This window comes from Kitasatospora sp. NPDC059571, assembly GCF_042735675.1.
GTDB lineage: Bacteria > Actinomycetota > Actinomycetes > Streptomycetales > Streptomycetaceae > Kitasatospora.
Genome location: NZ_JBHWBW010000029.1, coordinates 7,409 through 31,988 on the forward strand (window position 1 = coordinate 7,409; position 24,580 = coordinate 31,988).

22 protein-coding genes and 2 pseudogenes are annotated in these 24,580 nt (G+C 71.8%); 11 read left to right on the forward strand and 13 right to left on the reverse strand.

The features are described 5' to 3' along the window. Nucleotides 1–196: 196 nt before the first annotated feature. Nucleotides 197–610 (forward strand): annotated as a pseudogene (locus ACFV0G_RS06010) (Tn3 family transposase); the annotation flags it as partial. Between the two features lie 233 nt (nucleotides 611–843). On the opposite strand, the gene ACFV0G_RS06015 reads toward ACFV0G_RS06010, so the two are convergent. Further along, nucleotides 844–1,593 carry an SDR family oxidoreductase gene (locus ACFV0G_RS06015; protein WP_380542299.1) on the reverse strand — a complete coding sequence of 250 codons (750 nt, stop codon included), beginning with the start codon at nucleotides 1,591–1,593 and terminating at the stop codon, nucleotides 844–846. 155 nt (nucleotides 1,594–1,748) lie between these two features. Continuing rightward, nucleotides 1,749–2,642: an AraC family transcriptional regulator N-terminal domain-containing protein gene (locus ACFV0G_RS06020; protein ID WP_380542302.1), complete on the reverse strand. Its 894-nt coding sequence runs from the start codon at nucleotides 2,640–2,642 to the stop codon at nucleotides 1,749–1,751. A gap of 144 nt (nucleotides 2,643–2,786) precedes the next feature. On the opposite strand from ACFV0G_RS06020, the gene ACFV0G_RS06025 reads away from it, so the two are divergent. The 5 genes and pseudogenes from ACFV0G_RS06025 (at nucleotide 2,787) to ACFV0G_RS06045 (ending at nucleotide 6,810) form a co-directional block, all read left to right on the forward strand. After that, entirely contained in the window at nucleotides 2,787–3,104 is a 318-nt protein-coding gene (locus ACFV0G_RS06025; RefSeq protein ID WP_350600099.1) for an antibiotic biosynthesis monooxygenase, read from the forward strand. A gap of 103 nt (nucleotides 3,105–3,207) precedes the next feature. After that, nucleotides 3,208–4,176, forward strand: coding sequence for an alpha/beta hydrolase (locus ACFV0G_RS06030; RefSeq protein WP_380542305.1), 969 nt, complete (start codon nucleotides 3,208–3,210; stop codon nucleotides 4,174–4,176). A gap of 52 nt (nucleotides 4,177–4,228) precedes the next feature. Then, nucleotides 4,229–4,375, forward strand: a pseudogene (locus ACFV0G_RS06035) (hypothetical protein); the annotation flags it as partial. Between the two features lie 24 nt (nucleotides 4,376–4,399). Further along, entirely contained in the window at nucleotides 4,400–6,364 is a 1,965-nt protein-coding gene (locus ACFV0G_RS06040) for an RHS repeat domain-containing protein (protein ID WP_380542308.1), read from the forward strand. Beyond that, nucleotides 6,361–6,810, forward strand: a complete 450-nt coding sequence (locus ACFV0G_RS06045) for a hypothetical protein (protein ID WP_380542311.1) — start codon at nucleotides 6,361–6,363, stop codon at nucleotides 6,808–6,810. The genes ACFV0G_RS06040 and ACFV0G_RS06045 overlap by 4 nt, the downstream gene beginning before the upstream one ends. Before the next feature lie 101 nt (nucleotides 6,811–6,911). Here the strand turns inward: ACFV0G_RS06045 and ACFV0G_RS06050 are convergent, their stop codons facing one another. From ACFV0G_RS06050 to ACFV0G_RS06070, 5 genes are all read right to left on the reverse strand, one after another. After that, nucleotides 6,912–8,402 (reverse strand): NCS1 family nucleobase:cation symporter-1, encoded by a 1,491-nt coding sequence (locus ACFV0G_RS06050; protein WP_380542314.1) that lies wholly within the window; start codon nucleotides 8,400–8,402, stop codon nucleotides 6,912–6,914. 68 nt (nucleotides 8,403–8,470) lie between these two features. Continuing rightward, on the reverse strand, nucleotides 8,471–9,487 hold the full coding sequence (locus tag ACFV0G_RS06055) for a TIGR03842 family LLM class F420-dependent oxidoreductase (protein WP_380542317.1): 1,017 nt from the start codon (nucleotides 9,485–9,487) through the stop codon (nucleotides 8,471–8,473). A 7-nt stretch (nucleotides 9,488–9,494) separates the two neighbouring features. Continuing rightward, the gene (hydA, locus tag ACFV0G_RS06060; RefSeq protein WP_380542320.1) at nucleotides 9,495–10,898 is read right to left on the reverse strand and encodes a dihydropyrimidinase; all 1,404 of its coding nucleotides are present in this window, start codon (nucleotides 10,896–10,898) and stop codon (nucleotides 9,495–9,497) included. A gap of 13 nt (nucleotides 10,899–10,911) precedes the next feature. After that, the gene (locus tag ACFV0G_RS06065) at nucleotides 10,912–11,754 is read right to left on the reverse strand and encodes a nitrilase-related carbon-nitrogen hydrolase (protein ID WP_380542323.1); all 843 of its coding nucleotides are present in this window, start codon (nucleotides 11,752–11,754) and stop codon (nucleotides 10,912–10,914) included. Nucleotides 11,755–12,004: 250 nt separating this feature from the next. Further along, a complete protein-coding gene (locus tag ACFV0G_RS06070; RefSeq protein WP_380542326.1) occupies nucleotides 12,005–13,102 on the reverse strand; it encodes a sulfite oxidase in 1,098 nt (365 codons plus the stop codon). Between the two features lie 120 nt (nucleotides 13,103–13,222). On the opposite strand from ACFV0G_RS06070, the gene ACFV0G_RS06075 reads away from it, so the two are divergent. Next, a complete protein-coding gene (locus ACFV0G_RS06075; protein ID WP_380542359.1) occupies nucleotides 13,223–15,721 on the forward strand; it encodes a DEAD/DEAH box helicase in 2,499 nt (832 codons plus the stop codon). 39 nt (nucleotides 15,722–15,760) lie between these two features. Here the strand turns inward: ACFV0G_RS06075 and ACFV0G_RS06080 are convergent, their stop codons facing one another. Next, nucleotides 15,761–16,573 (reverse strand): hypothetical protein, encoded by an 813-nt coding sequence (locus ACFV0G_RS06080; RefSeq protein ID WP_380542329.1) that lies wholly within the window; start codon nucleotides 16,571–16,573, stop codon nucleotides 15,761–15,763. Nucleotides 16,574–16,772: 199 nt separating this feature from the next. On the opposite strand from ACFV0G_RS06080, the gene bioB reads away from it, so the two are divergent. From bioB to bioD, 3 genes are read left to right on the forward strand one after another with little or no spacing between them, the layout of a single operon-like run. After that, complete coding sequence (bioB, locus tag ACFV0G_RS06085) at nucleotides 16,773–18,014, forward strand: biotin synthase BioB (RefSeq protein WP_380542332.1); 1,242 nt, start codon at nucleotides 16,773–16,775, stop codon at nucleotides 18,012–18,014. After that, nucleotides 18,014–19,306, forward strand: a complete 1,293-nt coding sequence (locus tag ACFV0G_RS06090; RefSeq protein WP_380542335.1) for an adenosylmethionine--8-amino-7-oxononanoate transaminase — start codon at nucleotides 18,014–18,016, stop codon at nucleotides 19,304–19,306. Before bioB ends, ACFV0G_RS06090 begins: the two co-directional genes overlap by 1 nt. A gap of 23 nt (nucleotides 19,307–19,329) precedes the next feature. Continuing rightward, the gene (gene bioD, locus ACFV0G_RS06095; RefSeq protein WP_380542338.1) at nucleotides 19,330–20,082 is read left to right on the forward strand and encodes a dethiobiotin synthase; all 753 of its coding nucleotides are present in this window, start codon (nucleotides 19,330–19,332) and stop codon (nucleotides 20,080–20,082) included. A gap of 28 nt (nucleotides 20,083–20,110) precedes the next feature. Here bioD and ACFV0G_RS06100 read toward each other — a convergent pair whose 3' ends face one another. From ACFV0G_RS06100 to ACFV0G_RS06120, 5 genes are all read right to left on the reverse strand, one after another. Then, nucleotides 20,111–20,734 (reverse strand): hypothetical protein, encoded by a 624-nt coding sequence (locus tag ACFV0G_RS06100; RefSeq protein ID WP_380542341.1) that lies wholly within the window; start codon nucleotides 20,732–20,734, stop codon nucleotides 20,111–20,113. 161 nt (nucleotides 20,735–20,895) lie between these two features. Next, the gene (locus tag ACFV0G_RS06105) at nucleotides 20,896–21,417 is read right to left on the reverse strand and encodes an SRPBCC family protein (protein ID WP_380542344.1); all 522 of its coding nucleotides are present in this window, start codon (nucleotides 21,415–21,417) and stop codon (nucleotides 20,896–20,898) included. Further along, nucleotides 21,414–21,734 carry an ArsR/SmtB family transcription factor gene (locus tag ACFV0G_RS06110; protein WP_380542347.1) on the reverse strand — a complete coding sequence of 107 codons (321 nt, stop codon included), beginning with the start codon at nucleotides 21,732–21,734 and terminating at the stop codon, nucleotides 21,414–21,416. Before ACFV0G_RS06110 ends, ACFV0G_RS06105 begins: the two co-directional genes overlap by 4 nt. 25 nt (nucleotides 21,735–21,759) lie before the next feature. Next, nucleotides 21,760–22,254 (reverse strand): GNAT family N-acetyltransferase, encoded by a 495-nt coding sequence (locus ACFV0G_RS06115; protein ID WP_380542350.1) that lies wholly within the window; start codon nucleotides 22,252–22,254, stop codon nucleotides 21,760–21,762. A gap of 110 nt (nucleotides 22,255–22,364) precedes the next feature. After that, on the reverse strand, nucleotides 22,365–23,051 hold the full coding sequence (locus tag ACFV0G_RS06120; RefSeq protein WP_380542353.1) for a class I SAM-dependent methyltransferase: 687 nt from the start codon (nucleotides 23,049–23,051) through the stop codon (nucleotides 22,365–22,367). A 295-nt stretch (nucleotides 23,052–23,346) separates the two neighbouring features. Here ACFV0G_RS06120 and ACFV0G_RS06125 point away from each other — a divergent pair, with 295 nt between their 5' ends. Continuing rightward, nucleotides 23,347–24,504, forward strand: coding sequence for an ROK family protein (locus ACFV0G_RS06125; RefSeq protein WP_380542356.1), 1,158 nt, complete (start codon nucleotides 23,347–23,349; stop codon nucleotides 24,502–24,504). The last annotated feature ends 76 nt before the right edge of the window (nucleotides 24,505–24,580 follow it).

Here is a 24,580-nt window from a genome sequence, read left to right on the forward strand (position 1 = left end):
GCCCCCCGGGGCGCGGCGCCCCCCCCCGCCCCCCCCCCCCCCCCCCCCGCGGCCGGCGCCGGGGGGGGCGCCCCGCCGCCTCGGCGCGCCTGGGGGGGGTGGGCGGGGGGGCCCCCCTCCGTGGTCGGCGTCGGCCGGGGTGGCTATCCCTGTTCGATCCTCACCCCGCCGTTCACGGCATGCGCCGTGATGCTGCTACGGCCGGATCGCCAAGACGCTGCACATCCTGCGCCTTGCGGACGAGCCCTCCTACCGTCGTCAGATCAGGACCCAAGCCGACCTACAGGAAGGCCGCCACGCGCTCGCCCGCAAGATCTTCCATGGCCGCGCCGGGCAGCTCTACCAGAACTACCAGGACGGGATGGAGGACCAGATCGGGCGCGCTCGGCCTGGTCCTCAACGCCCTGGTGCTCTTCAACACCCGCCACATGGACGCCGCCCTCGCGCAGCTGCGCGCCGACGCGTCGAGGTCCGCGACCAGGATGTGGCGCGGCTCTGCCCGTTCGTGCGCCACCACATCAACATGCTCGGCCGGTACTCCTTCCAGCTTCCGGAGCTTCCGGGCGGGCTGCGGCCGTTGCGCGATCCCGGCACCGACCAGCACCACTGACCGCTCCTTGTCGGTCGGCACTCGTGTAGCTACGGGCAAACGCTGTACTGCTGTGCCCCAGGGCCTGGACGGCGTCCAGGCGGTGACGGTGGCCCAGGGCGAACCGGTCCCGCTTCTCGTCCTTGCTCAGGTTCCCGTTCATCGGGGTGAGCGCCCGACGGCGAGCCGACCCGGTGCGTGGGCGCGGGGCCGGCTCCTGGTGTCAGTGCGGCGTGACCTTGCCTGCCGGCTGATTACTTCGCCTGGGAGAGCGAGACCGCGTCGGGGCCGGCGGGGAATCGCAGCTGGCCGGTCGTGTCGTGCACGGCTCGCCACACTGTCTCGGCGACGTCGCTCTCCTTGGTGAACAGGTTTTGGCCCGTGAAGTCGCCCATGGCCTTCTTCGCCCATGGTGCGTAGGGCGCCGGGACCAGCTCGTCCAGCGAGGCGCCCTTCGTCGCGCTGGCCGCGAAGTTCGTCGTCAGGCAGGCGCCCGGCTCGACCGTCTTGGCCTGCACACCGAAGGGCGCGAGCTCGAGCGCGAGGGATGCGGTGAACCCCTCGATGGCCATCTTGCTTGCCTTGTAGACGGCCGAGAGCGGCATGTGGCCCAGCACCACGCTGGAGGTCACGTTGACCACCACGCCGGAGCCGCGCTCGCGGAACCGGGGCAGCACCGCCTGCGTCGTCGCCATCACGCCGAACGTGTTGGTTTCGAAGACTTCCCGTACTCGGGCCATGGGGGTGCCCTCGAACACGCTGATCGACGGGACGCCCGCGTTGTTGACCAGGACGTCGATGGGCCCGGCCGCCTCGAACGCGGCGGTGATGCTCTGGGGCTTGGTCACGTCGAGCTCGACGACACGGAGCCGGTCCGACTCGGGCAGGACGCCCGCACGGGGCGTCCGCATCGTGGCGATGACGTTCCACCCCTGCGAGTGGAAGTACAGGGCGGTCTCCCGTCCGTATCCGGATGAGGCACCAGTGATCAGAACTGTCTTCATGCGGTGATCCTTGCGAGGTAGTGGGACCCGCGGATGGACAGGCATTTTCCTGCCCCGCGGAAGAACGGGTGATCCCATTGAATCGCTCTGACCTGCTGGAATAGTAGAACTATCGTCGCTTTGTCTTGCACGATCCTCCCTCATGGTCCAGCCACTCAAGGAAGGACGCCTGCAGTGCTTCGCAGGCGGGCCGCGTCCCGGCTCGGGGGTGCGCCGAACTGGCGGCGGTACTCGCGGCTGAACTGCGACGGGTTGTCGTAGCCGACGCGGTGGCCCACTCCGGTGACGTCGCCCGGGTGGGTGGCGAGCAGCAGCCGGGCCTCCTGGAGCCGGATCTGTTTCTGGAACTGGATGGGGCTCATCGCGGTCACCGCCTGGAAGTTGCGGTAGAACGCGGAGACGCTCATCCCGGACAGCCGTGCCACGTCCTCGACCCGGAAGGGCTCGGCGTAGTGCTCGCGGATCCAGCGCACGGCCCGGGCGACATGGCTGAGGCCGCTGTCGGCGAGGCCGAGCTGGCGCACCGTCGCGCCCTGCTCGCCGGTGATCAGGCGCCACAGGATCTCGCGTTTGACCAGCGGGGCCAGTACGGCGCGGTCACTGGGCTCGTCGAGCAGGCGCAGCAGCCGGACCACCGCGTCGAGCAACGCGGGCGGGGCGTCGCTGACGGCGATCCCCGACGGAGTGCCTCCGGCGAGGCGGGGGATGTCGCCGGGACCGGCTTGCAGTAGTAGTTCGGCGACGGCGGACGGTTCCAGCATGAGGCCGAAGCCGAGGGCTGGCTGCTCGGGGGCGGCCTGGGTGAACTGTCCGGTGACGGGCAGGTCGACGGATGCGACTAGGTACTGCCCGGCGCCGTACGCGTAGACCCGGTCGCCCAGCGCGAGGCGTTTGGCGCCCTGGGCGATGACTGCGAGCACCGTGCCGGACATCGAGGGCGCCGGCGGATCCGGCCGGTCGACCTTGGAGATGAGGACGCCGTCGATGGCGGTGGTCCAGTCGGGCCGGGCATGCCGGGCCAGCAGGGTGCGGAGCTCTTCGAGGTGCATGCGTCCATTGCAGCACTGTTCTGTGCTGCAATTCCCGTACTCGCGAGGATCGTGCAAGTACCAGCGAGCATCGTTCTAACGTTTACGCAGGTCACGGCGATTGAATGGAATCACCGCACTCCATCAACGCAGAAGAAGGCCTCCATGATTGCCACGTACGGCTTCAACGCCACGCTGACCGCCAGGCCCGGAATGGGCGACCGGCTCGTCGACCTGCTGCTGACCGGCCTGCACGAGGGCAGCCCAGGCGCGAGCGAGTACTGCGTGGTCTACCTCGTCTCCCGTTCCGCGTCCGCCCCCGACGTCGTCCACGTCACCGAGGGCTGGACCAGCGAGGAGGACCACCACCGGATCTTCGCCGGCGAGGCCGCCCAGGCCATCGTGGCGCAGATCGGCGGACTACTGGCCAAGGAGTCCGAGTACACCGACTACGTGCCGGTCCGCGGCAAGGCCGCCTTCTGACCCGCCGAACACCCCACACCCCAGCCTCTGCCACCTCGGTGCCCACCGAGGCGGCCCCCGTCCTCGCCCGACCGTCCGCCACCACCCACGAAAGGCAACGACCATGACCACGGCACGCCCCTCCCTCGACCCCGAACTGCATGAACTCCTGGCCGACATGCCGCTGATGTCCCAGCTCAGCCCGGAAGTGCTGGCGCAGGTACGCCCCTTCTCCTCGATGCCCGTCGAACCCCTCCTGGAAGGTCGCGCGATCGACCGGCGCGAGGTCACCGCTGCGAGTCCGGACGGCACCCCGATCCCCTTGTCCGTCTTCAGCCCCGCGAACACCGATCGCGCCACCGCCGCACCCTGCGTCTACTGGATGCACGGCGGCGGGATGGTCATGGGCGACCGCTTCTCACAGATCGACATCCCGCTGGAGTGGCTCGACGAGTTCGGCGCCGTCGTGATCTCCGTCGGCTACCGGCTCGCGCCCGAGTCCACCGGCATCACCCCGGTCGACGACTGCTACCAGGGACTGCTCTGGGTCGCCGAACACTCCGAAGAACTGGGCATCGACCCCGCCCGGATCATCGTCGCAGGCGCCAGCGCGGGCGGCGGCCTCGCGGCCGGCGTCACCCTGCTGGCCCGCGACCTCGGCACCCCGACGATCGCCGCCCAAATCCTGATCGGCCCCATGCTCGACCACCGCAACACCACCGCGTCCAGCCTCCAGTACTCGAACGGGCCTGGCGTCTGGACCCGCGAGATGAACGGATTCGGATGGCGCTGCCTCCTCGGCGACCTCACCGACGACGAGGTACCCGCATACGTCTCACCCGCGCTGGCCGACGACCTCGCGGGCCTGCCGACCACCTACATCGACACCGGCTCCGCCGAAGTCTTCCGCGACGAGGACACCGACTACGCCACCCGCATCTGGGCGGCCGGCGGCCAGGCCGAACTCCACGTCTGGGCAGGCGGCTTCCACGGATTCGACGCCCTGTACCCGCAGGCACACATCTCGGCCACAGCCCGCCGAACCCGCACTGACTGGCTCGCCCGACTCCTCCCCACGAACCCCGCCGCATAGGGGAAGTCGACGAGTTTCGACGTGGACGATCGAAGGCAACCTGGCCGAGCGGATCCGACCTGACGGCAGCGTCGAGCGATGGACGTACGACGCCGAAGGCAATGCAAGGGCTTACACAAATCAGCTCGGCCAGACCATCACCTACGAGTACACCCACTTCGAGACGCTCGCCGCCCGCACCGGTCCCGACGGGGCCCGGGTTGCCTTCACCCACGACGCCAACATGCGGCTGATCGCGGTCACCGACGGGCTCGGTCGGACCTGGAGTTACGACTACGATGCAGCGGGTCGGATCGTTGGCGAACGGGACTATCACGGCCGGACTCTGACGTACGAGCTGAACGCCGTAGGCCAGGCCACCGCCGTCACCGATCCACTCGGTGTCACCACCGAGTACACGTACGACTCGATCGGCCACCTGGTGCGAAAGAACGCCGACGGCCAGGTGACGACATACAGCTACGACGAGTCCGGCCACCTCGTACGGGCCGAGAATGCCGATGCAACCGTTGTCCGCACCGTGGATGCGCTCGGCAATCTCCTGGAGGAGACGCTCAACGGGCGCTCCCTCACGATCGAACGCGACGCCCTCGGCCGCCGTACCAGCCGAACCACCCCCAGCGGCCACGTCGGCACCTGGACATACGACGCCGCAGGCCGACCAATGGCGCTGAATACCCAGGGCGGCAGCATCGAATTCGAGCACGACCTTGCCGGCCGTGAGATCCGGCGGACCATCGACCAGCAGCTCGTGCTGCGCAGCGAGTGGGACTCCAGGCACAGGCTGACCGAACACTCGGTGCAGGCAGGCAGAAGTCTCCTCCAGAAGCGCACCTACGGCTACCGGTCCGACAGCGCGCTCTCGGGAGTCGAGGACCTGCTCGGCGGAGTCCGCACCTTCGACCTGGACCCGTCCGGACGGGTCACGACTGTCCGGGCAGAGGATTGGCAGGAGAGCTACGTCTACGATGCGGCTGGCGGCATCACCCAGGCTTCCTGGCCCTCCACGGACGCTACACGAGCCGCCGTAGGTGCACGGACCTACACCGGCACCCAGGTCGTGTCCGCAGGCCGAACAAGCTACGAGTACGACGCCGCGGGCCGCACCACCGTGCGACGGGTCACCCGGCTCTCCCGCAAGCCGGACACCTGGCGCTACGCCTGGGACACCGAGGACCGCCTGACGGAGGTCACCACGCCCGACGGCCGTCGCTGGCGGTACCGCTACGACCCGTTCGGCCGCCGCATCGCCAAGGAGCACCTGGCGAGCAACGGAACGATCGAGGAACGTACGGACTTCACCTGGGACGGCTCCTTGCTCGCCGAGCAGACGTCACGGGCTCCGTACCTTCCGGGCCCCCATACGCTCAGCTGGGAACACCGCGGTCTCCATACGCTCACACAGACCGAGACCATCACCACGGCGGAGCAGATCGACCGCCGATTCTTCGCCATCGTCACCGACCTGGTCGGCACGCCCACCGAACTGGTCGACCCCGGCACCGGGGCTATCGCCTGGCGCGCCACTACCACGCTGTGGGGCACCACCACCTGGCCCAGTGACAGCACCACTTATACGCCCCTGCGCTTCCCGGGGCAGTATTTCGACCCCGAGAGCCGGCTCCACTACAACGTCAACCGCTACTACAATCCGGAAACCGCCCGGTATCTCACACCCGACCCGCTCGGCCTGATACCCGGACCGAATCCGGACACCTACGTCCACAATCCGCATACGTGGTGCGACCCGCTCGGACTGTCCCCCCACCAGGACCAGCCACACATGCCGAAGGGGGAACATGCCAATCCCTTCGAAACCCGGGGGGAGGCCGAACGTGCAGCCTTCGACCTGGCCGGGGTCCCGCACGGGGAAGAGCCAATCGCGGAATGGCAGGTGGTCGGAGACAAGCGATACAAGAATATGCCCGGATACGTCTATTCGAAAGACGAGTCTCATTGGGGAAATTTCCGCCAATTCGAGACCGAGAACGGCTCGCGAGTGGTCGTGGAGCACACACACGACCCAGCCGGTCTGCACTTTCATGCAGGGAAGCCCAAGGGAGACGACAGTCGGGAGCTCGTCAATTTCGGCTGGGACAACTCACAAGAGGGTTATACCAGGATGGAGCGGTACGGTAAGATCAACAAGCCCGGTGGCGACCACCACCTCTTCTACCGGAGGAAATGATGCCGGCCTCACCCGAAGAGCAGCGGAAGCTCCTGCTGGAAAGCAGCGGCCTCACGGTACTGCCCGCACCGGAAGAGGAAAATCTGCCCGCCCCGCAGGATGTGTGGCAGTCGGTGGCCGGCTTCCTCGTCGAACCCGACGTCAGCATTCCGGTGAATGATCCGGACTGGGCCGCGCGAACCGACGCGCACTGGCTCGAGCTCTCTCGCGGACGCAGGCTGATCGCCCCGGACGGCACCTTCCTCATCCACATCGGCGGGCGAGGCATGGGCGGCCTCGGCTGGGCACGCGTCCAGTGGAGCGATGGCGCGCGCCTGGCCGCGACCCTGACCGACGGCCCCCGGCAGCCCGAGTTCGTGACGATGGCATGCGACGGCCACACAGCCTGCGGTGTGACAACAGAGGAGTACGACGTCTGGCTGGTCTGCTCCGATCCGCGCTCCTGAGGGACATCGGGACTGAGCAATCCCGGCCCGATCCCCTCGGGCCGCGAGGCCGGTGAGAAGGGGCGGGGCCACCGGATGTCCGCGGTCCCGCCCCTCCGCCGTCATGCCGCTCGGCGGGAACCGAGGCCGAGCAGCGTGTAGAGCGCCATGGACGAGGCCAGGCCGACGGCCCAGCCGTAGTCGGCGAGCGGCTTGAGGAAGGGGATCAGGCCGTCGGCGGGGAAGGGGCCGCCGTAGGAGCCGCCGACGGCGAGGAGGCCGCCGATCACGAGGGCGGTGACGGCGCGCCAGTTCCAGCCGCCCGCGTACCAGTAGCGGCCGTGCGGGCGGTAGAGGTCGGCGAGGTCGAGGGTGGTGCGGCGCAGGATCCAGTAGTCGGCGATGAGGATACCGGCGACGGTGCCGAGCAGGCCGCCGACGACGCCGAGCCAGGTGAAGATGTAGACGTGCGGGTCGGAGATCAGCTTCCACGGCATGATGACGATGCCGACCACACCGGTGATGAGCGCCCCGGTGCGGAAGTTGACGAACTTCGGCAGCAGGTTGGCGAGGTCGTACGCGGGCGAGACCACGTTGGCCGCGATGTTCACCGACAGGGTCGCGATGAGGACGGTGAGCAGGGCGAACAGGATCCCCGCGGTGTTGTCCATCTTCGCGGCGAGCGCGATCGGGTCCCAGATGGGTGTGCCGTAGACGGCCTGCGAGCCGGAGGTGACGAGCACCGACAGCAGCGCGAAGAGAGTCATCGTGGTCGGCAGGCCGAGCGCCTGGCCGCGGATCTGGGCCTTCTGGGAGCCGCCGAAGCGGGTGAAGTCCGGGATGTTCAGCGACAGCGTGGACCAGAAGCCGATCATCCCCATCAGCGCGGGGAAGAAGACCTTCCAGAAGCCGCTCCCCCAGCCGAGCTTGGAGGGCTGGTCGAGCAGCGGGCCGAAGCCGCCCGCCTTGACCGAGATCCAGACCAGCAGGGCGAGCGCACCGGCGATGACGAACGGCGCCGCCCAGTTCTCGAAGCGGCGCAGGGTCTCCATGCCGCGGGCGATGACGGCCATCTCGATCAGCCAGAACACCAGGAAGGACAGCCACTGCGTCCACGGGTAGCCGCCGACATGAGAGGCCGTCAGCCAGCCGTTGCCGATCAGCTTGCCGGCGAGCAGGAAGATCCCCTCACCGCCGATCCAGGTCTGGATCCCGAACCACGCACAGGCCACGGCCGCCCGGACCAGGGCCGGCAGGTTGGCGCCGCGCAGCCCGAACGAGGCCCGGGCGAACACCGGGAAGGGGATGCCGTACTTGGTGCCCGCGTGGCCGGTGAGCAGCATCGGGACGAGGACGACCAGGTTGGCGAGCGCGATGGTGAGGACGGCCTGCTTCCAGTCCATGCCGAGCGCCACCAGGCCGGAGGCCAGTGTCCAGGACGGGATGTTGTGGGCCATGCCGACCCACAGGGCGAGGAAGTTGTAGGTCGTCCAGCGCCGGGCGGCGACCGGGACGGGCCGCAGGTCGGCGTTGGCGAAGCGGGTGTCGGTGAGGTCGGCGCCGGCGGCGAGTTCGACTCTGCCGTCGGGGTGTGCGCTCTGGGTTATGGACATGGGCGACCGCCTTGTGGGGGAAGGGGGACGGCCGGAGGCCGCCCGCGCGGCGGGCGGCCTCCGAGGTGTCAGGAGAGCGCGGGGATCACGCTCTTGCCGTAGGCGTCGATGGTGGACTCGATCGCGTCGTGCATGGCGTACACGGCGAACTGGTCGACGCCCAGGGCGCGCAGCTCCTCGAGCTTGGCGAGCTGCCGCTCGGGGGTGCCGATCAGGCAGAAGCGGTCGACGATCTCGTCGGGGACGAAGGCGGTGTCCGGGTTGCCGGCGCGGCCGTGGTGGCTGTAGTCGTAGCCGTGCCGGTCCTTGATGTAGGCGGTGAGCTCCTCCGGGACCATCGAGGAGTGCTCGCCGTAGCGGGAGACCAGGTCGGCGACGTGGTTGCCGACCATGCCGCCGAACCAGCGGCACTGCTCCCGGGCGTGGGCGAGGGACTCGGGCGAGTCGTCCTCGGTGACGTAGGCCGGGGCGGCGACGCAGACCTTCACCGACGCCGGGTCGCGGCCCGCCTCGGCGGCCGCGTCGCGGACGGCCTTGACCATCCACTCGGTGAGGTAGGGGTCGGCGAGCTGGAGGATGAAGCCGTCGGCGGCCTGGCCGGTGAGGTGCAGGGCCTTGGGCCCGTACGCGCCCATCCAGACCGGCAGGCGGGAGCCCTCCTTGACCCAGGGGATGTGCATCTCGGTGCCGTCGACCTCGACGGTGCGGCCCTCGGCGAGGTCGCGGATGGCGTGGATGGCCTCGCCGAGCCGTTCCAGGGTGGCGGGGCGCCGTCCGGCGACCCGCTGCGCGGAGTCGCCGCGGCCGATGCCGCAGACGGTGCGGTTGCCGTACATGTCGTTGAGGGTGGCGAACAGCGAGGCGGTGACCTCCCAGGTGCGGGTGGCGGGGTTGGTCACCATCGGGCCGACGACCAGGCGTTCGGTCTCGGCGAGGATGCGGCTGTAGATGACGAACGGCTCCTGCCAGAGCACGACGGAGTCGAAGGTCCAGCCGTGCGTGAAGCCGGCCGCCTCGGCGCGCTTCATCCGGTCGATGAGCAGGCGGGCGGGCGGGTCGGTCTGGAGGACGAGGCCGATGTCCACGGGGCTCCTAGCGGTCGAGGTACTGACAGGTGGCGCGCGGCTGGTAGCGGCCGTGGCCGGCGCGGCCGAGGTAGGCGTCGCCGTCGATGACGACGGTGCCGCGGGAGAGCACGGTGCGGACCTTGCCGGTGATCTGCTTGCCCTCGTACGCCGAGTAGTCGACGTTCATGTGGTGGGTGTCGGCGGAGATCGTCTGGACGGCCGCGGGGTCGTAGATCACGACGTCGGCGTCGGCACCGGGCGCGATGGTCCCCTTGCGCGGGTAGAGGCCGAACATCCGGGCCGGGGTGGCGCAGGCGATCTCGATCCAGCGGCGGCGGGTGATGTGCCCGTCGACGACGGCCTGGTGCAGGAGGTCCATCCGGTTCTCCACCCCCGGCAGGCCGTTGGGGATCTTGGAGAAGTCGCCCCGGCCGAGCTCCTTCTGGCCGACGAAGCAGAACGGGCAGTGGTCGGTGGAGACCACCTGGAGGTCGTTGGTGCGCAGGCCCTTCCAGAGCTCGGCCTGGTGCTCCTTGGGCCGCAGCGGGGTGGAGCAGACGTACTTGGCGCCCTCGAAGCCGGGTTCGGCGAGGTTGTCGGTGGAGAGGAAGAGGTACTGCGGGCAGGTCTCGCCGAAGACCGGCAGGCCCTGGTCGCGGGCGTCGGCGATCTCGGCGACCGCGGAGGCGGCGGAGACGTGCACCACGTACAGCGGGGAGCCGGCGACCTGGGCGAGCTTGATGGCCCGGTGGGTGGCCTCGGCCTCCAGGAGTTCGCGGCGGACCTCGCCGTGGTAGCGCGGGTCGGTCCGGCCGGCGGCGAGGGCCTGTTCGACGAGGACGTCGATGGCGATGCCGTTCTCGGCGTGCATCATCACCAGGCCGCCGTTGTCGGCGCCGCGCTGCATGGCGCGAAGGATCTTGCCGTCGTCGCTGTAGAAGACGCCGGGGTAGGCCATGAACAGCTTGAAGGAGGTGACGCCCTCCCCCACCAGCAGGTCCATCTCCTTGAGGCTGGCGTCGTTGACGTCGGCCAGGATCATGTGGAAGCCGTAGTCGATCGCGCAGTTGCCCTCGGCCTTGGCGTGCCAGGCGTCCAGGCCCTCGCGGAGCGAGGCGCCGACGGACTGCACCGCGAAGTCGACGATGGTGGTGGTGCCGCCCCAGGCGGCGGCCCGGGTGCCGGTCTCGAAGGTGTCGGAGGCCGAGGTGCCCCCGAAGGGCAGCTCCATGTGGGTGTGGGCGTCGACGCCGCCCGGGATCACGTACGTCCCGGTGGCGTCGAGCACCGTGTCCGCCGTCCAGCCGGCGGCCGTGCTGCTGCCGGTCGCGGCGAGGGCCACGATCCGCTCGTCCTCGATCAGGACGTCGGCGTTCATCTCTTCGGCGGCGGTGACGACCAGTCCGCCGCGGATCACCGTGCGGGTCACGGGGCGGCTCCTCTCAGGCCTCGGTGAGCGGGCCGTAGGCCTCGGGCCGGCGGTCGCGGTAGAACGCCCACTGCTGGCGCACCTGCTCGATGACGTCGAGGTCGAGGTCGCGGACGACCAGCTCCTCGTCCTTGTCGGAGGCGACCTCGCCGACGAACTGGCCGCGCGGGTCGACGAAGTAGCTGGTGCCGTAGAAGTCGTTGTCGCCGTACTCCTCGACGCCGACCCGGTTGATCGCCGCGATGTAGTACTCGTTGGCGACGGCGGCGGCGGGCTGCTCCAGCTGCCAGAGGTAGGCGGACAGGCCGCGGCTGGTGGCGGAGGGGTTGTAGACGATCTCCGCGCCGCCGAGGCCGAGCGCGCGCCACCCCTCGGGGAAGTGCCGGTCGTAGCAGATGTAGACGCCGACCTTGCCGACCGCGGTGTCGAAGACCGGCCAGCCGAGGTTGCCGGGCTTGAAGTAGTACTTCTCCCAGAAGCCCTTGACCTGCGGGATGTGGTGCTTGCGGTACTTGCCGAGGTAGCTGCCGTCGGCGTCGATGACGGCGGCGGTGTTGTAGTAGAAGCCGGACTGCTCGACCTCGTACACCGGGACGACGATCACCATGTTGAGTTCCCGGGCGAGGGCGCTCATCCGCTGCACGGTGGGGCCGTCGGGGACGGGCTCCGCCCAGTCGTAGTGCTCCGGTTCCTGGACCTGGCAGAAGTACGGCGCGTTGAACACCTCCTGGAATCCGATGATCTGCGCGCCCTGGGCGGCCGCGTCGCGGGCCGCCTTTTCGTGGGCCGCGATCATCGTCTCCTTGTCCCCCGTCCACGCGGTCTGATACAGGGCTGCCCTGACCACTCGGCTCATCGCTCGTCTCCTCGCAGAAGGCGGTGTAGACCGTCGACATTAGGAGTCCCGGGCGCGCAGGAGGAGTACCACGGTGTAACGCGGACCGGCGTTTCGCGTTCCGCCGCGAAACCATGATCGGATGTAAATCAGAGGGATATGACGGACGGCGGCGCGGAATGTTGATCCGGTGTTTCCGGCAGGGTTGGGCAGGTGAATTCCTGGGAATGACGGAATCCCGGTGCGCCCGCCGGCGGCCTCGGTCCGGCGGTCAGCCGCGGACGAGGACGTCCACCCGCTGGGCCATGCCGTTCGCCATGCCCTGGAGGTTCCACTCCTGCTCGGTCGGCTGGGTCCGGCCGGACGCGTCGGACGCCCGCACCAGGAGCCGGTGCTCCCCCGTCCGCTCCGCCCGCCACCGGTGGCGCCAGCCGCGCCAGCCGTACGGCCCGGCTGCCGGCCCCAGCTCGGCCGCCGCCCAGCTCTCCCCGCCGTCGCAGCTCACCTCGACCCGGGTCACCGGCGGGCGCCCCGACCAGGCCCGGCCGGTGAGCAGCTGCTCGCCGCGGTCGACCGTCCGGGTCCGGGTCATGAAGTCGGGGAAGCCGGGCGGCACCATCAGAGCGCGCGGCAGCATCCGGGTCACCGGCTCGCCCGGCTCGTCGGGCCGCTGCTTGATCCGGTAGGCGGTGGCCTGCTGGAAGCCGGTGTACGGCTCGGTGACCACGGTGATCGAGCTCAGCCACTTCACCTGCGCCATGCCGTACCAGCCGGGCACCACCAGGCGCAGCGGCGCACCGTGCTGCGGCGGCAGCGGGCCGCCGTTCATGCCGTGGGCGAGCAGCACGTCCGCGCGCAGCGCCTCGGCGAGCGGGAGGCTGCGGGCGTAGACCTGCTCGGTGCCGCGCTCGGTGCCGCGGTCGCTGCCGGTGAAGACGACCTCGGCGGCGCCGGGCAGCGGGCCGGCCGCGCGCAGCAGCGGGGCGAGCGGGGTGCCCGTCCAGCGGGCGGTGCCGACCGCGCCGTCCAGCCAGGGCTGGCTGAGCGGGCGCGGCTCCAGCAGCGCGCGCCCGTTGCCGGCGCACTCCAGGGTGACCACGCCGTCCGTGCGCGGGGCGCGCCGCAGGTCGGCGAGGTCCAGGGTGAGCGGGCGGGCGACGTGGCCGCCGACGGTCAGGCGCCAGGTGTCGGGGTCGATCGCCGGGATGTCGTAGTGGACCAGCAGGTAGTGCAGGCCGACCGGGGTGATCTCGTAGCGCAGGGCCTCCAGCGGCATCGCGTGGTTGCGGCCCGCCAGGCGGAGCTCGTCGAGGGTGATCCCCTCGCCGGCGTCGGCGAGCCGGGCCCGGGAGAAGGCCTGCTCGGTCATGGCAGCAGTATCCGCCCGGGCCGGGCACCCGCGCGATCCGTCGGCCGGGCGGCCCTTCGGGGGCCTTTGCCGGGGCCCGTCCCGAACAGGCAAGATAGGCCGGTGACCCTCCTGGACCTGATGCCGAAGCCCGCCACCCCCGACGCCCTGTTCGAGACCTTCGCCGAGTGGGCGCTGGAGCGCGGCATCACCCTCTACCCGGCCCAGGAGGAGGCGCTGATCGAGCTGGTCTCCGGGAACAACGTGATCCTGGCGACGCCGACCGGCTCGGGGAAGAGCCTGGTCGCGGCGGGTGCGCACTTCGCGGCGCTGGCCGAGGGAAAGCGGACGTTCTACACCGCGCCGATCAAGGCGCTGGTGTCGGAGAAGTTCTTCGACCTGTGCAAGATCTTCGGCACCGAGCAGGTCGGCATGATGACCGGCGACGCCTCGGTGAACCCGACCGCGCCGATCATCTGCTGCACCGCCGAGGTGCTGGCGCAGATCGCGCTGCACGACGGCCCGCGGGCCGACATCGGCCAGGTCGTCATGGACGAGTTCCACTTCTACGCCGAGCCGGACCGCGGCTGGGCGTGGCAGATCCCGCTGCTGGAGCTGCCGCAGGCGCAGTTCCTGCTGATGTCGGCGACCCTCGGCGACGTCCGCCGCTTCGAGGAGGACCTGACCCGCCGCACCGGCCGGCCGACCACCGCCGTCCGTTCGGCGACCCGCCCGGTGCCGCTCTTCTACGAGTACCGGCGCACCAACCTCCACGACACCCTGGAGGAGCTGCTGACGACGGGTCAGGCACCGGTGTACGTCGTGCACTTCACCCAGAAGGAGGCGGTGGAGCGGGCGCAGTCGCTGATGAGCATCAACATGTGCACCAAGGCCGAGAAGGACGCCATCGCGGACCTGATCGGCGGTTTCCGGTTCACCACCAAGTTCGGCCGCAACCTGTCCCGGTACGTGCGGCACGGCATCGGCGTGCACCACGCCGGCATGCTGCCGAAGTACCGGCGCCTGGTGGAGCGGCTCGCCCAGGCCGGTCTGCTGAAGGTGATCTGCGGTACCGACACGCTCGGCGTCGGCGTCAACGTGCCGATCCGCACAGTGCTGTTCACCGCGCTGTCCAAGTACGACGGGCAGCGGGTGCGGGTGCTGCGGGCGCGCGAGTTCCACCAGATCGCCGGCCGCGCCGGCCGGGCCGGCTTCGACACCGTCGGCCAGGTGGTGGCGCAGGCCCCGGAGCACGTGGTGGAGAACGACAAGGCGCTCGCCAAGGCCGGCGACGACCCGAAGAAGCGCCGCAAGGTCGTCCGCAAGAAGGCGCCGGAGGGCTTCGTCGGCTGGAGCGAGGAGACCTTCGAGCGGCTGATCGGCGCCGACCCGGAGCCGCTGGTCAGCCGGTTCAAGGTGAGCCACGCGATGCTGCTGTCGGTGATCGGTCGGCCCGGCGACCCGTTCCAGGCGATGCGCAAGCTCCTCACCGACAACCACGAGGACCGCGCGGCGCAGCGCCGGCACATCCGCTCCGCGATCGCGATCTACCGTTCGCTGCTGGAGGGCGGCGTGGTGGAGCGGCTGGAGGAGCCGGACGCCGAGGGCCGCACGGTGCGCCTGACGCTGGACCTGCAGGAGAACTTCGCGCTGAACCAGCCCCTGTCCACCTTCGCGCTGGCCGCCTTCGACGTGCTGGACCCGGAGTCGCCGTCGTACGCGCTGGACGTGGTCTCGGTGGTCGAGGCGACGCTGGACGACCCGCGGCAGATCCTCGCCTCGCAGGAGAACAAGGCGCGCGGCGAGGCCATCGGCGAGATGAAGCGCGACGGCGTCGAGTACGAGGAGCGGATGAACCGGCTCCAGGAGATCACGTACCCGAAGCCGCTGGAGGAGCTGCTCGGCCACGCGTACGAGGTCTACCGGCGGGCGCACCCGTGGATCGGCGACCACCCGCTGGCGCCGAAGTCCGTGGTCCGCGACCTGTACGAGCGGGCGATGACCTTCTCCGACTTCGTGGGCCACTACGACCTGGCCCGCACCGAGGGCATCGTGCTGCGGTACCTGGCGAGCGCGTACAAGGCGCTGGAGCAGACCGTGCCGGACGACCTGAAGACCGACGACCTGAAGGACGTCATCGCCTGGCTGGGCGAGCTGGTCCGCCAGGTCGACTCCTCGCTGCTGGACGAGTGGGAGGCGCTGGCCAACCCGTCCGAGCCGGAGGCCGCCGAGGTGCGGCTTGACGACAAGCCGGCGCCGGTGACCGGCAACGCCCGCGCCTTCCGGGTGCTGGTGCGCAACGCGATGTTCCGCCGGGTGGAGCTGGCCGCGCTGGAGCACTACGACGAGCTGGGCGAGCTGGACGGCGAGTACGGCTGGGACGGCGACCGCTGGGCGGACGCGCTGGACGGGTACTGGGAGGAGTACGACGACCTCGGCACCGGCCCGAACGCGCGCGGCCCGAAGATGCTGCTGATCGAGGAGGTCGAGGACGAGGGCCTGTGGCGGGTCCGGCAGATCTTCGACGACCCGAACGGCGACCACGACTGGGGCATCAGCGCCGAGGTCGACCTCTACGGCTCCGACGAGGAGGGCCGGGCGGTGCTGCGGGTCACCGCGGTGGACCGGCTCGGCGGCTGACGCCGCGCCCCGCTGCGGCCGGGCCGGCCGCGGCGGGGGCTACATCCAGAGGAAGGGGGCCCGGGCGGTGTACGACACCGCGCGGGTCGCGTCCGCCAGCGCGGTGTCGCCGGCCGGGGCGGCGGGGCGGCGGTCGGCGTACCGGGAGACCGTGACGGTCAGGTAGTGGCCGACCGGGTCGACCCGGACGGCGGTGGCGGGCTTCGCGACCGGCTGGCCGGGCGGGGTGGCGCTGCCGGACGGCGCGCCGGAGGCGGAGGCCGGGGCGGAACTCGCCAAAGCCGACGGCGAGGCGGTCTCCGCGGTGAGGAAGGCCAGCACGGACGGGTCGGCCAGCGCCTGCCGGGCCTTGAGCGCGCTCTGCGCGTCGGCGAAGCGGAGCACCGTGACGCTGCTGACGACCTGCAGGTCGGCGCGGGTGAAGCCGATGCTGAGGTAGGCCTGGCAGCCGATGCCGTGCAGCGGGTCGTGGGCGGCGTCGACCAGGGTCTCGGTGCAGTCGGAACCGCCCCTGGCCGCGGTGCGGCGGGCCTGGAAGCCGTTCAGGTCGATGCCGGCCGAGGCCGGGAAGTAGTGGTCGGCGGCGAAGGCCTGGGCCTCCGTCAGCGGCTGCTCCGAGGCGAGGCCGGGGGCCGGCTGGGCCTTCTTCGACTGCCCGCTGGTCGGGCCGAGGCCGGGTATCAGGTCACCGGGGTTGGGGCGGCTGACCACCCAGCCGGCGCCGGCGGCGGCGACCACGAGGGCACACCAGAGCGCGGTCCGGCGGCGTCCGGGGCCGCGTCTGCGCCGGTCGGCGGAGCTCGCGGTGGTCCGGCCTGCCGGTGGCTGGGTCTGCTCCCCCTCGGTGGTCATGGCGCAGATTGTAAGCAGATGATCAGGGCGCCCAGCAGTGCGGGTCCCGGCCGGGGGCCCGCGGGAGCGCGGCGGGGGCGTACGTGACCTTCGCCACTACCGTGCGCTGCGGCACTGTGACAACTCGCACACCGCCGAACGGATCTTCTGGCGGGTTCCCTCTGGCGGAACGCGAGGTGGCCCGGGCAGGATCGGGCGCATGGATCTGCTCGACACTCTCACCGCCAAGGGCCTGCGCCGGGAACTCCCCACTCGGGAGGAGGCCCTGGCCGTCCTCGCCACCACCGACGACGAGCTGCTGGACGTGGTCGCGGCCGCCGGGAAGGTGCGGCGGCAGTGGTTCGGTCGCCGGGTGAAGCTCAACTACCTGGTGAACCTGAAGAGCGGCCTGTGCCCGGAGGACTGCTCGTACTGCTCGCAGCGGCTGGGTTCCAAGGCGGAGATCCTCAAGTACACCTGGCTGAAGCCGGAGCAGGCCGCGGAGGCGGCCGCCGCGGGCCTGGCGGGCGGCGCCAAGCGGGTCTGCCTGGTGGCCAGCGGCCGCGGCCCGACGGACCGTGACATCGACCGGGTCGCCGACACCATCGCGGCCATCAAGGGCGCCGACGAGCAGGTCGAGGTCTGCGCCTGTCTGGGTCTGCTGTCGGACAATCAGGCCGAGCGGCTGAAGGCGGCCGGCGCGGACGCCTACAACCACAACCTGAACACCTCCGAGGCGACCTACGGCGACATCACCACCACCCACACCTACGCGGACCGGGTGGACACCGTGCAGAAGGCGCACGGCGCGGGCCTGTCGGCCTGCTCGGGCCTGATCGCGGGCATGGGCGAGAGTGACGAGGACCTGGTCGACGTGGTGTTCGCCCTGCGCGACCTGGGCTCGGACTCGGTGCCGGTGAACTTCCTGATCCCGTTCGAGGGCACCCCGCTGGCGCAGGAGTGGAACCTCAGCCCGCAGCGCTGCCTGCGGATCCTCGCCATGGTCCGGTTCGTCTGCCCCGACATCGAGGTGCGGATCGCCGGCGGCCGCGAGGTGCACCTGCGCTCGCTCCAGCCGCTCGGCCTGGAGATCGCCAACTCGATCTTCCTCGGCGACTACCTGACCAGCGAGGGCCAGGCCGGCCAGGCCGACCTCGACATGATCAAGGACGCCGGCTTCACCGTGGAGGGCGCCGGCGAGGCGACCCTCCCCCGCCACCGCGCGGATGCCGCCGCGGCGGCCGGGCACGGCTGCGGCAGCGGCGCGGCGGCCGCCTGCGGCACCGAGGAGCACGCCTGCGGCACCGGCGGCTGCGGGCCGTGCGGCGGTCACGCCGCGGCACCGGCCGCCGAGACGGCCGCGGCGATCGCTGCGGAGAGCGCCGAGGGCGACGAGGCCCGGACCGACCTCGTCCGGGTCCGCCGCCGCGGCGCCGGCACCGAGCTGGCGCCCAACGCCTGATGGACGTCCAGCAGTTGATCGGCCTCGACCGGGCGCACGTCTGGCACCCCTACGGGCCGATGCCCGGCACGGCGACCCCGTACGTGGTGGAGTCCGCGTCCGGCGTTCGGCTGCGGCTCGCCGAGCCGGTCGCCGGCCACCGCGAGCTGGTGGACGGGATGTCGTCCTGGTGGGCGGCGATCCACGGCTACCGGCACCCGGTGCTGGACGAGGCGGTGCGCGAGCAGCTCGGCCGGATGAGCCACGTGATGTTCGGCGGGCTCACCCACGAGCCCGCCGTCCGGCTCGCCGCCCGGCTGGTCGAGATCACCCCCGAGCCGCTGCAGCACGTCTTCCTGGCCGACTCCGGGTCGGTCGCGGTCGAGGTCGCGCTGAAGATGTGCCTGCAGTACTGGCAGTCGGTCGGCCGCCCGGCCAAGCGCCGGGTGCTGACCTGGCGCGGCGGCTACCACGGCGACACCTTCCACCCGATGTCGGTCTGCGACCCCGACGGCGGGATGCACCACCTGTGGGGCGGGGTGCTGCCCCGGCAGCTGTTCGCCGCCGAGCCCCCGGCCGGCTTCGACGCGCCCGTCGACGAGGAGTACGCGGCCTCGCTGGCCGCGCTGATCGAGCAGCACGCCGGCGAGCTGGCCGCGGTGATCGTCGAACCGGTGGTGCAGGGCGCCGGCGGGATGCGCTTCCACTCCCCCGGCTACCTGCGGCTGCTGCGCGAGCTGTGCGACGAGCACGGCGTGCTGCTGGTCTTCGACGAGATCGCCACCGGCTTCGGCCGCAGCGGCGCCCTCTTCGCAGCCGACCACGCGGGTGTCTCGCCGGACGTGATGTGCCTGGGCAAGGCGCTCACCGGCGGCTACCTGACGATGGCCGCGACGCTCTGCACGGCGGAGGTCGCGGACGGGATCAGCCGCGGCGAGATGCCGGTGCTGGCGCACGGCCCGACGTTCATGGGCAACCCGCTGGCCGCCGCCGTCGCCAACGCATCGCTGGACCTGCTGCTCTCCCGCGACTGGCAGCTGGACGTCAAGCGGATCGGGACCGGGCTGCGCGAGGGCCTCGCCGCCGCGGCCGACGTGCCCGGCGTGCGGGACGTCCGGGTGCTGGGCGCGATCGGCGTCGTCCAGCTGGACCACCCGGTCGACCTGCCGGCCGCGACCGCCGCGGCCGCCGCCGAGGGCGTGTGGCTGCGGCCGTTCCGCGACCTCGTGTACACCATGCCGCCGTACGTGACGGACGACCAGGACGTCGCGCGCATCGCCAGGGGCGTGGTCGCCGCCGCCACGGCGGGCTGACCCGCGCCCCGCACGGAGGATCCATGACCGTCGTATTCGTCACCGGGACCGGCACCGAGGTCGGCAAGACCGCGGTGACCGCGGCCGTCGCCGCGCTGGCGGCCGGGACGGTGGCCGTGCTGAAGCCCGGCCAGACCGGCGTCGCACCGGGCGAACCCGGCGACGCCGCCGAGGTGCTGCGGCTCGCCGCGCGCCCCGGCCACCCGGTCACCGTCCGGGAGCTGGCCCGCTACCCGGAGCCGCTCGCCCCCGACACCGCGGCGCGCCGCTCCGGCCTGCCGCCGGTGCGGCCGGAGGACGTCGCCGAGGAGGTGGCCGCGCTCGCCGCCGGCCACGAACTGGTGCTCGTGGAGGGCGCCGGCGGCCTGCTGGTGCGCTACGACGAGCAGGGCCGCACCTTCGCCGACCTGGCACTGGCCACCGCGGCGCTGGTCCCCGGGGTCGAGGTGCTGCTGGTCGCGTCGGCCGGGCTCGGCACGCTCAACACCACCGCGCTGACCGCCGAGGCCCTGCGCGCCCGTGGCCTGCCGCTGCGCGGCGTGGTGGTCGGCTCCTGGCCGTCCGGCGCCGATCTGGCGTCCTGCTGCAACCTGGCCGACCTGCCGCTGGTGGCGGACGCCCCGCTGCTCGGCGCCCTGCCCGCGAACGCCACCGGCGAGGGCGGCGAACCGTTCCGGGCGCTGGCGCATGCGGCGCTCTCGCCCGAACTCGGCGGCGGCTGGGACCCCGAGGCGTTCACCCGGGCGCACGCGGTGCCCGTCCCCGGGACTCCCTGACCCCGTTCGACGCCTGGCCGGGCAGCGGTCACTTGGCGAGGGCCGCCAGTTCGGCCACCGCGAAGGCGGCCATCGCCTTGTCCACCGCGGCCCGGTGGCTCCCCGACCGGTCGGGCGGCATCGAGTAGCCGGTCTCCTGGATCCGGACGGTCAGGTTGAGGTTGCTGCGGCGGGTCTCGAGGACCGTCCGTAGCACGTGGTCGTTCGGCGTCTCCAGGTAGCGGTAGGCCGTGCTGCCGACCCGCTGCACCGGCCGGATCTCGCTCACCGGGTCCTGCCAGGAGGGCAGCGGCGACGCACTGAGCTTGGCCCGCTCGTCCTGGAACGCGGTGCGGGTCGCCTCGACGCTGGTCCGGAAGGAGGCGAAGACGTCCAGGTCGACCAGCGGGTCCGTGCCGGGGAGGGAGATCGAGCAGATCATGATCCGCGGATCGGTCCCCTCGCCGACGTGCTCCTCGCCGGGCTTCTCCGGCGTGCCGAAGGCGTCCTTGAAGGCGCCGAGGTCCATGCCGCGGCAGAGCTTGTCCGGTGCGCGGTAGGTGCCGGCGCCGGTCTCCGTGTCCGCGGAGCCGTCGGCACCGCTCGCGCAGCCGGCCAGCACGAGGACGGCGGCCAGCAGGGCGGCCGTCCGGCCCGATCGCAGTGCGCGCATCCCGACGGCTCCCCCTCGCCCAGACCAACCCCTTCCCATGGAAGCGTAAATGACGGCACGGCGGCTGACGGGGGTTCGACGAAATCGGGAGTGCCGGAGAAGGCGGGCGGGCGGCCGGCCCCTTCCCCGGTCCGGCCGCCGCCCCGGCACTCGTCAGGCGTTCACTGGGCGAGCGTCTTGCCCGTCTCCAGCAGGGACTTGAGGTCGCTGAGCACCCAGCTCCAGCCACCGCCCCCGCCCATCGCCTCGTCGTCGAGCCGACCGCTGACCAGCTCGGCGAGCTGCGGCGCACCGGTCAGCTCGTGGGTGACGGTGAGCCGGGTGGAGCCGTCCTTCTCGACGAGGTCGTAGCTGAGGCGGGTGAAGCCCTCGGCCTTGAGCCCCGGGTCCATCAGCATCCGCCAGGTCAGCACCAGGCGGCGCGGCGGGTCGGCCTCGACGACCTCGCCGTCGATGATGACGTCCGGCACGGGCATCCCCTGGGCGGCGGCGCCCTCGACCATCGCCCGGCTCGGCCGGGTCGCGTACGGCGCGCCGGGGGTCAGGTCGTAGTCGGTGAGTCCGCCGTAGCCGTAGCGGTCCGTCCACTCGGGCTTCGTGATGGCCTCCCAGACCTGCTCGGGCGAGGCCTTGATGTACACGCGGAAGACCTGGGTGGTCGCCGCGGGCTGGTTGCCGGTCATGGGTCCTTCTCCAACTCTGCCTTGAGCTCGGTCAGTGCCGTCACGCGGCGTTCGGTGTACTTGTCGATCCAGCGGTCGTGGATGAGCCGGATCGGCACCGGGTTGAGGTAGTGCAGCTTCTCCCGGCCGGACTTGCGCGCGACGACGAGTCCTGCGTCCTCCAGGACGCGCAGGTGCTTCATGACGCCGAACCGGCTCATCTCCAGCTCGGACTCCAGCTCGGTGAGCGTCCGCCCGTCGCGGGCGAAGAGCAGGTCGAGCAGGAACCGGCGGGTCGGGTCGGCGAGGGCCTTGAACACCAGGTCGTCGTCGGACACAGCTCCAGAATAGGTGACCATTTGGTCACATGTCCAGGGCATCGCGGGATCCGGGCGCGTCGGATCCGCCGGCGCCGTCCGCGTCGGCCTGCGGCACCGGCAGCGGCTTCACCCAGCGACGCCAGTGGTCCTCGCGGTGGAAGCCCGCCGCCACCCATGCGGATTGGCCCAGCTCGTTGTGGTCCAGCACCATGGCGTCCGCGCGCCGCCCGCCCAGCCCGGCGAACCGGCGTTCCGCGGCGGCCACCAGCGCCGCACCCACCCCGCGCCGGCGCAGCTCCGGTGCGACGGCGAGGCGGTACAGGTGGCAGCGCCAGCCGTCGAAGCCGGCGATGACCGTCCCCGCGAGGACGCCGTCGAGCTCGGCGACCAGCAGCGCCTCCGGGTCCCGGTCCAGCAGCCGGGCCACCCCCGCGGGGTCGTCGGTGATGCTGGTGCCCTCGGCGGCACGCGCCCAGAAAGCCAGCAGGTCGGGTATCTCCGCCGGATCGGCGGCACGGACGGTGATCTTCTCGCTCATGCCGCCTGTCTAACAGGACGGACGCACGGCAACCCGCCATTTCCGCATGCCGGACGCGCCGCCGGCCTCGAACGACCGGCGGGCAGTGGGCAGTGGGGAGGCGGCCCGGGTCAGGAGGCCGGTGCGAGCCGCCAGACGGTGGTGGTCTTCAGCGCGGTGTCCTCCAGGTCCGCCACGACCGGCACCTGATAGGCGGCCAGCTCGGTGAACCGCTCGCGCGGGAGGTAGGCGCGGCCCGGGTCGCCGACCACGACGACCGCGCCGCGGTCCCGCGCCCGCTCCAGGAACGGCAGGAACCGGGCGGCCATCGCCCGCTCGTAGAAGACGTCCCCGGCGAGCACCACCTCGGCCGGGGCGCCGTCGCCGTCCAACAGGTCCTCGAAGGCCGCGTCGATCGCGACCCCGTTCGCCGCCGCGTTGATCCCGATGGCGGCGACCGCGTACGCGTCGATCTCCGCGGCCCGCACGGAGCGTGCGCCGCGCAGCGCGGCGGCGATGCCCACCAGTCCGGAGCCGGCCGCGAGGTCGAGCACCGACCGGCCGGCCACCAGCTCGGGGTTGTCCAGCACGTAGCGGGCGACGCCGACCCCGCCCGCCCAGGCGAACGCCCAGAACGGCGGCGGCAGTCCGATCTCCCCGCGGGCCGACTCGGTGGTCTCCCACAGCTCGATGGCGTCGTCCGCCATCTGCAGCCGGACCTCCGGGACGAACGGCACCGGGGCCGGCCGGGTCACCTCCCTCACGAAGGCCTCGTCCGACGGTGCGGGAGCGCTCGTGCAGAGGGCGTCGTTCGGCATGACCGAAGCATAGGGCCCCGCGGCGCGCCGGCCGCGGACGAGCGCGGCCCGCCGCCGGGCCGGGGCGATCGGCGGAGCGTCACCGCGTTGGTACCGGTTCCATACCGAAGCCGTTTTGAGCTGCGGAAACGCTCGCCCCTCCGGAGGGGCCCGAGTACGATCCGGCTGACGCCGAGGGCAGTGCGCGCCGCCGTGTGCCGCACCGCTCCGCGGCGACTCTCGCGGGGCAAGGAGGTCACCGCGCACTCGGCACCGCGCGCCAGGGCTGTCGCGCGAACGCGGGAAGGGCAGCGACTTGACTGATCGGCTCACCGGAGGGGACTCCTCGCTGCTGCGTCGGATCAACGCGGCGGTCACCCTGCGGGCGCTGCGCGACGGACAGGCCGTGACCCTGACCCAGCTCGTCGGCGACACCGGGCTCTCCCGGCCGACCGTCGAGGGCGTGATCGAGGGGCTGATGGAGTCCGGCCTGGTGGCCGAGGTCGAGCAGGCCCAGGACAACGGGCGGCGCGGCCGGCCCGCCCGCTGGTTCCGGTTCCGGGCCGAGGCCGGGCACGTGCTCGGCGTCGAGATCGGCGTCCACGACATCCGGGTGACCCTCGCCGATCTCGCGGGCGGCATCGTCGGCACCCACGCCAAGCACGCCTCGGAGACCCTCGACGCCGAGGAGCGGCTCGGCCTGATGCGGACGGCCGTCGCCGAGGTGCTGCGCAAGGCCGGGGTCTCCCGAGACAGCCTGTGGGCGGTGGTCGTCGGCACCCCGGGCATCGTGGACGGCGACGGCACCGTCCGGCTCTCCACCGCCATGCCGGGCTGGACGGGGCTCGACCTCGGGGCCCGGCTGCGCCGCTCGTTCCGCTGCCCGGTGGTCATCGAGAACGACGCCAACCTGGCCGCCATCGCCGAGCACTGGACGGGCGCCGCGGTCGGCAAGGGCGACGTGGTGTTCGTGATGGCCGGGCTGAGCCCGGGCGCCGGCTCGCTGATCAACGGCCGGCTGCACCGCGGCTACGGCGGCGCGGCCGGCGAGATCGGCGCGCTGCACCTGCTCGGCCAGGAGGCCTTCCCGGAGCGGCTGCTGTCGACCACCGGCAAGCCGCTCGACCCGCTGGACGAGGCCGCGGTGGCCCGGGTGCTGCGGCTGGCCCGCGAGGGCGACGAGGTGGCGCAGGTGGCGATGGACCGGTTCCTGCGGCGGCTGGTGCACGATGTCGCGGCGCTGGTACTGGCGCTGGACCCGCAGCTGGTGGTGGTCGGCGGCTGGGCGGCCGGCCTCGGCGGGGTGCTGGAGCCGCTGCGCGAGCGGCTGGCGCAGTTCACCCTGCGGGCGCCCGAGGTGGCGCTCGCCGCGCTCGGCACCGAGGTGGTGTCGACCGGCGCGCTGCGGGTCGCCCTCGACCACGTCGAGGAGCAGCTGTTCGCCGTGGACCCGCCGACCGCCGGACCGCGCTGACCCGACGGCGCGGGCCGTCCGTCGTCAGCGTTCGGCCGTACGCAGCAGCGCGGCCCGCACCCCCCGGACGGGAGGC

Bases quoted from the DNA above. Each gene is read 5' to 3' on its own strand.
- ACFV0G_RS06015 (WP_380542299.1), bottom strand. From the start codon at position 1,593: ATGAAGACAGTTCTGATCACTGGTGCCTCATCCGGATACGGACGGGAG.
- ACFV0G_RS06020 (WP_380542302.1), bottom strand. From the start codon at position 2,642: ATGCACCTCGAAGAGCTCCGCACCCTGCTGGCCCGGCATGCCCGGCCC.
- ACFV0G_RS06025 (WP_350600099.1), top strand. From the start codon at position 2,787: ATGATTGCCACGTACGGCTTCAACGCCACGCTGACCGCCAGGCCCGGA.
- ACFV0G_RS06030 (WP_380542305.1), top strand. From the start codon at position 3,208: ATGACCACGGCACGCCCCTCCCTCGACCCCGAACTGCATGAACTCCTG.
- ACFV0G_RS06040 (WP_380542308.1), top strand. From the start codon at position 4,400: ATGCGGCTGATCGCGGTCACCGACGGGCTCGGTCGGACCTGGAGTTAC.
- ACFV0G_RS06045 (WP_380542311.1), top strand. From the start codon at position 6,361: ATGATGCCGGCCTCACCCGAAGAGCAGCGGAAGCTCCTGCTGGAAAGC.
- ACFV0G_RS06050 (WP_380542314.1), bottom strand. From the start codon at position 8,402: ATGTCCATAACCCAGAGCGCACACCCCGACGGCAGAGTCGAACTCGCC.
- ACFV0G_RS06065 (WP_380542323.1), bottom strand. From the start codon at position 11,754: ATGAGCCGAGTGGTCAGGGCAGCCCTGTATCAGACCGCGTGGACGGGG.
- ACFV0G_RS06070 (WP_380542326.1), bottom strand. From the start codon at position 13,102: ATGACCGAGCAGGCCTTCTCCCGGGCCCGGCTCGCCGACGCCGGCGAG.
- ACFV0G_RS06075 (WP_380542359.1), top strand. From the start codon at position 13,223: ATGCCGAAGCCCGCCACCCCCGACGCCCTGTTCGAGACCTTCGCCGAG.
- ACFV0G_RS06080 (WP_380542329.1), bottom strand. From the start codon at position 16,573: ATGACCACCGAGGGGGAGCAGACCCAGCCACCGGCAGGCCGGACCACC.
- bioB (WP_380542332.1), top strand. From the start codon at position 16,773: ATGGATCTGCTCGACACTCTCACCGCCAAGGGCCTGCGCCGGGAACTC.
- ACFV0G_RS06090 (WP_380542335.1), top strand. From the start codon at position 18,014: ATGGACGTCCAGCAGTTGATCGGCCTCGACCGGGCGCACGTCTGGCAC.
- bioD (WP_380542338.1), top strand. From the start codon at position 19,330: ATGACCGTCGTATTCGTCACCGGGACCGGCACCGAGGTCGGCAAGACC.
- ACFV0G_RS06100 (WP_380542341.1), bottom strand. From the start codon at position 20,734: ATGCGCGCACTGCGATCGGGCCGGACGGCCGCCCTGCTGGCCGCCGTC.
- ACFV0G_RS06105 (WP_380542344.1), bottom strand. From the start codon at position 21,417: ATGACCGGCAACCAGCCCGCGGCGACCACCCAGGTCTTCCGCGTGTAC.
- ACFV0G_RS06115 (WP_380542350.1), bottom strand. From the start codon at position 22,254: ATGAGCGAGAAGATCACCGTCCGTGCCGCCGATCCGGCGGAGATACCC.
- ACFV0G_RS06120 (WP_380542353.1), bottom strand. From the start codon at position 23,051: ATGCCGAACGACGCCCTCTGCACGAGCGCTCCCGCACCGTCGGACGAG.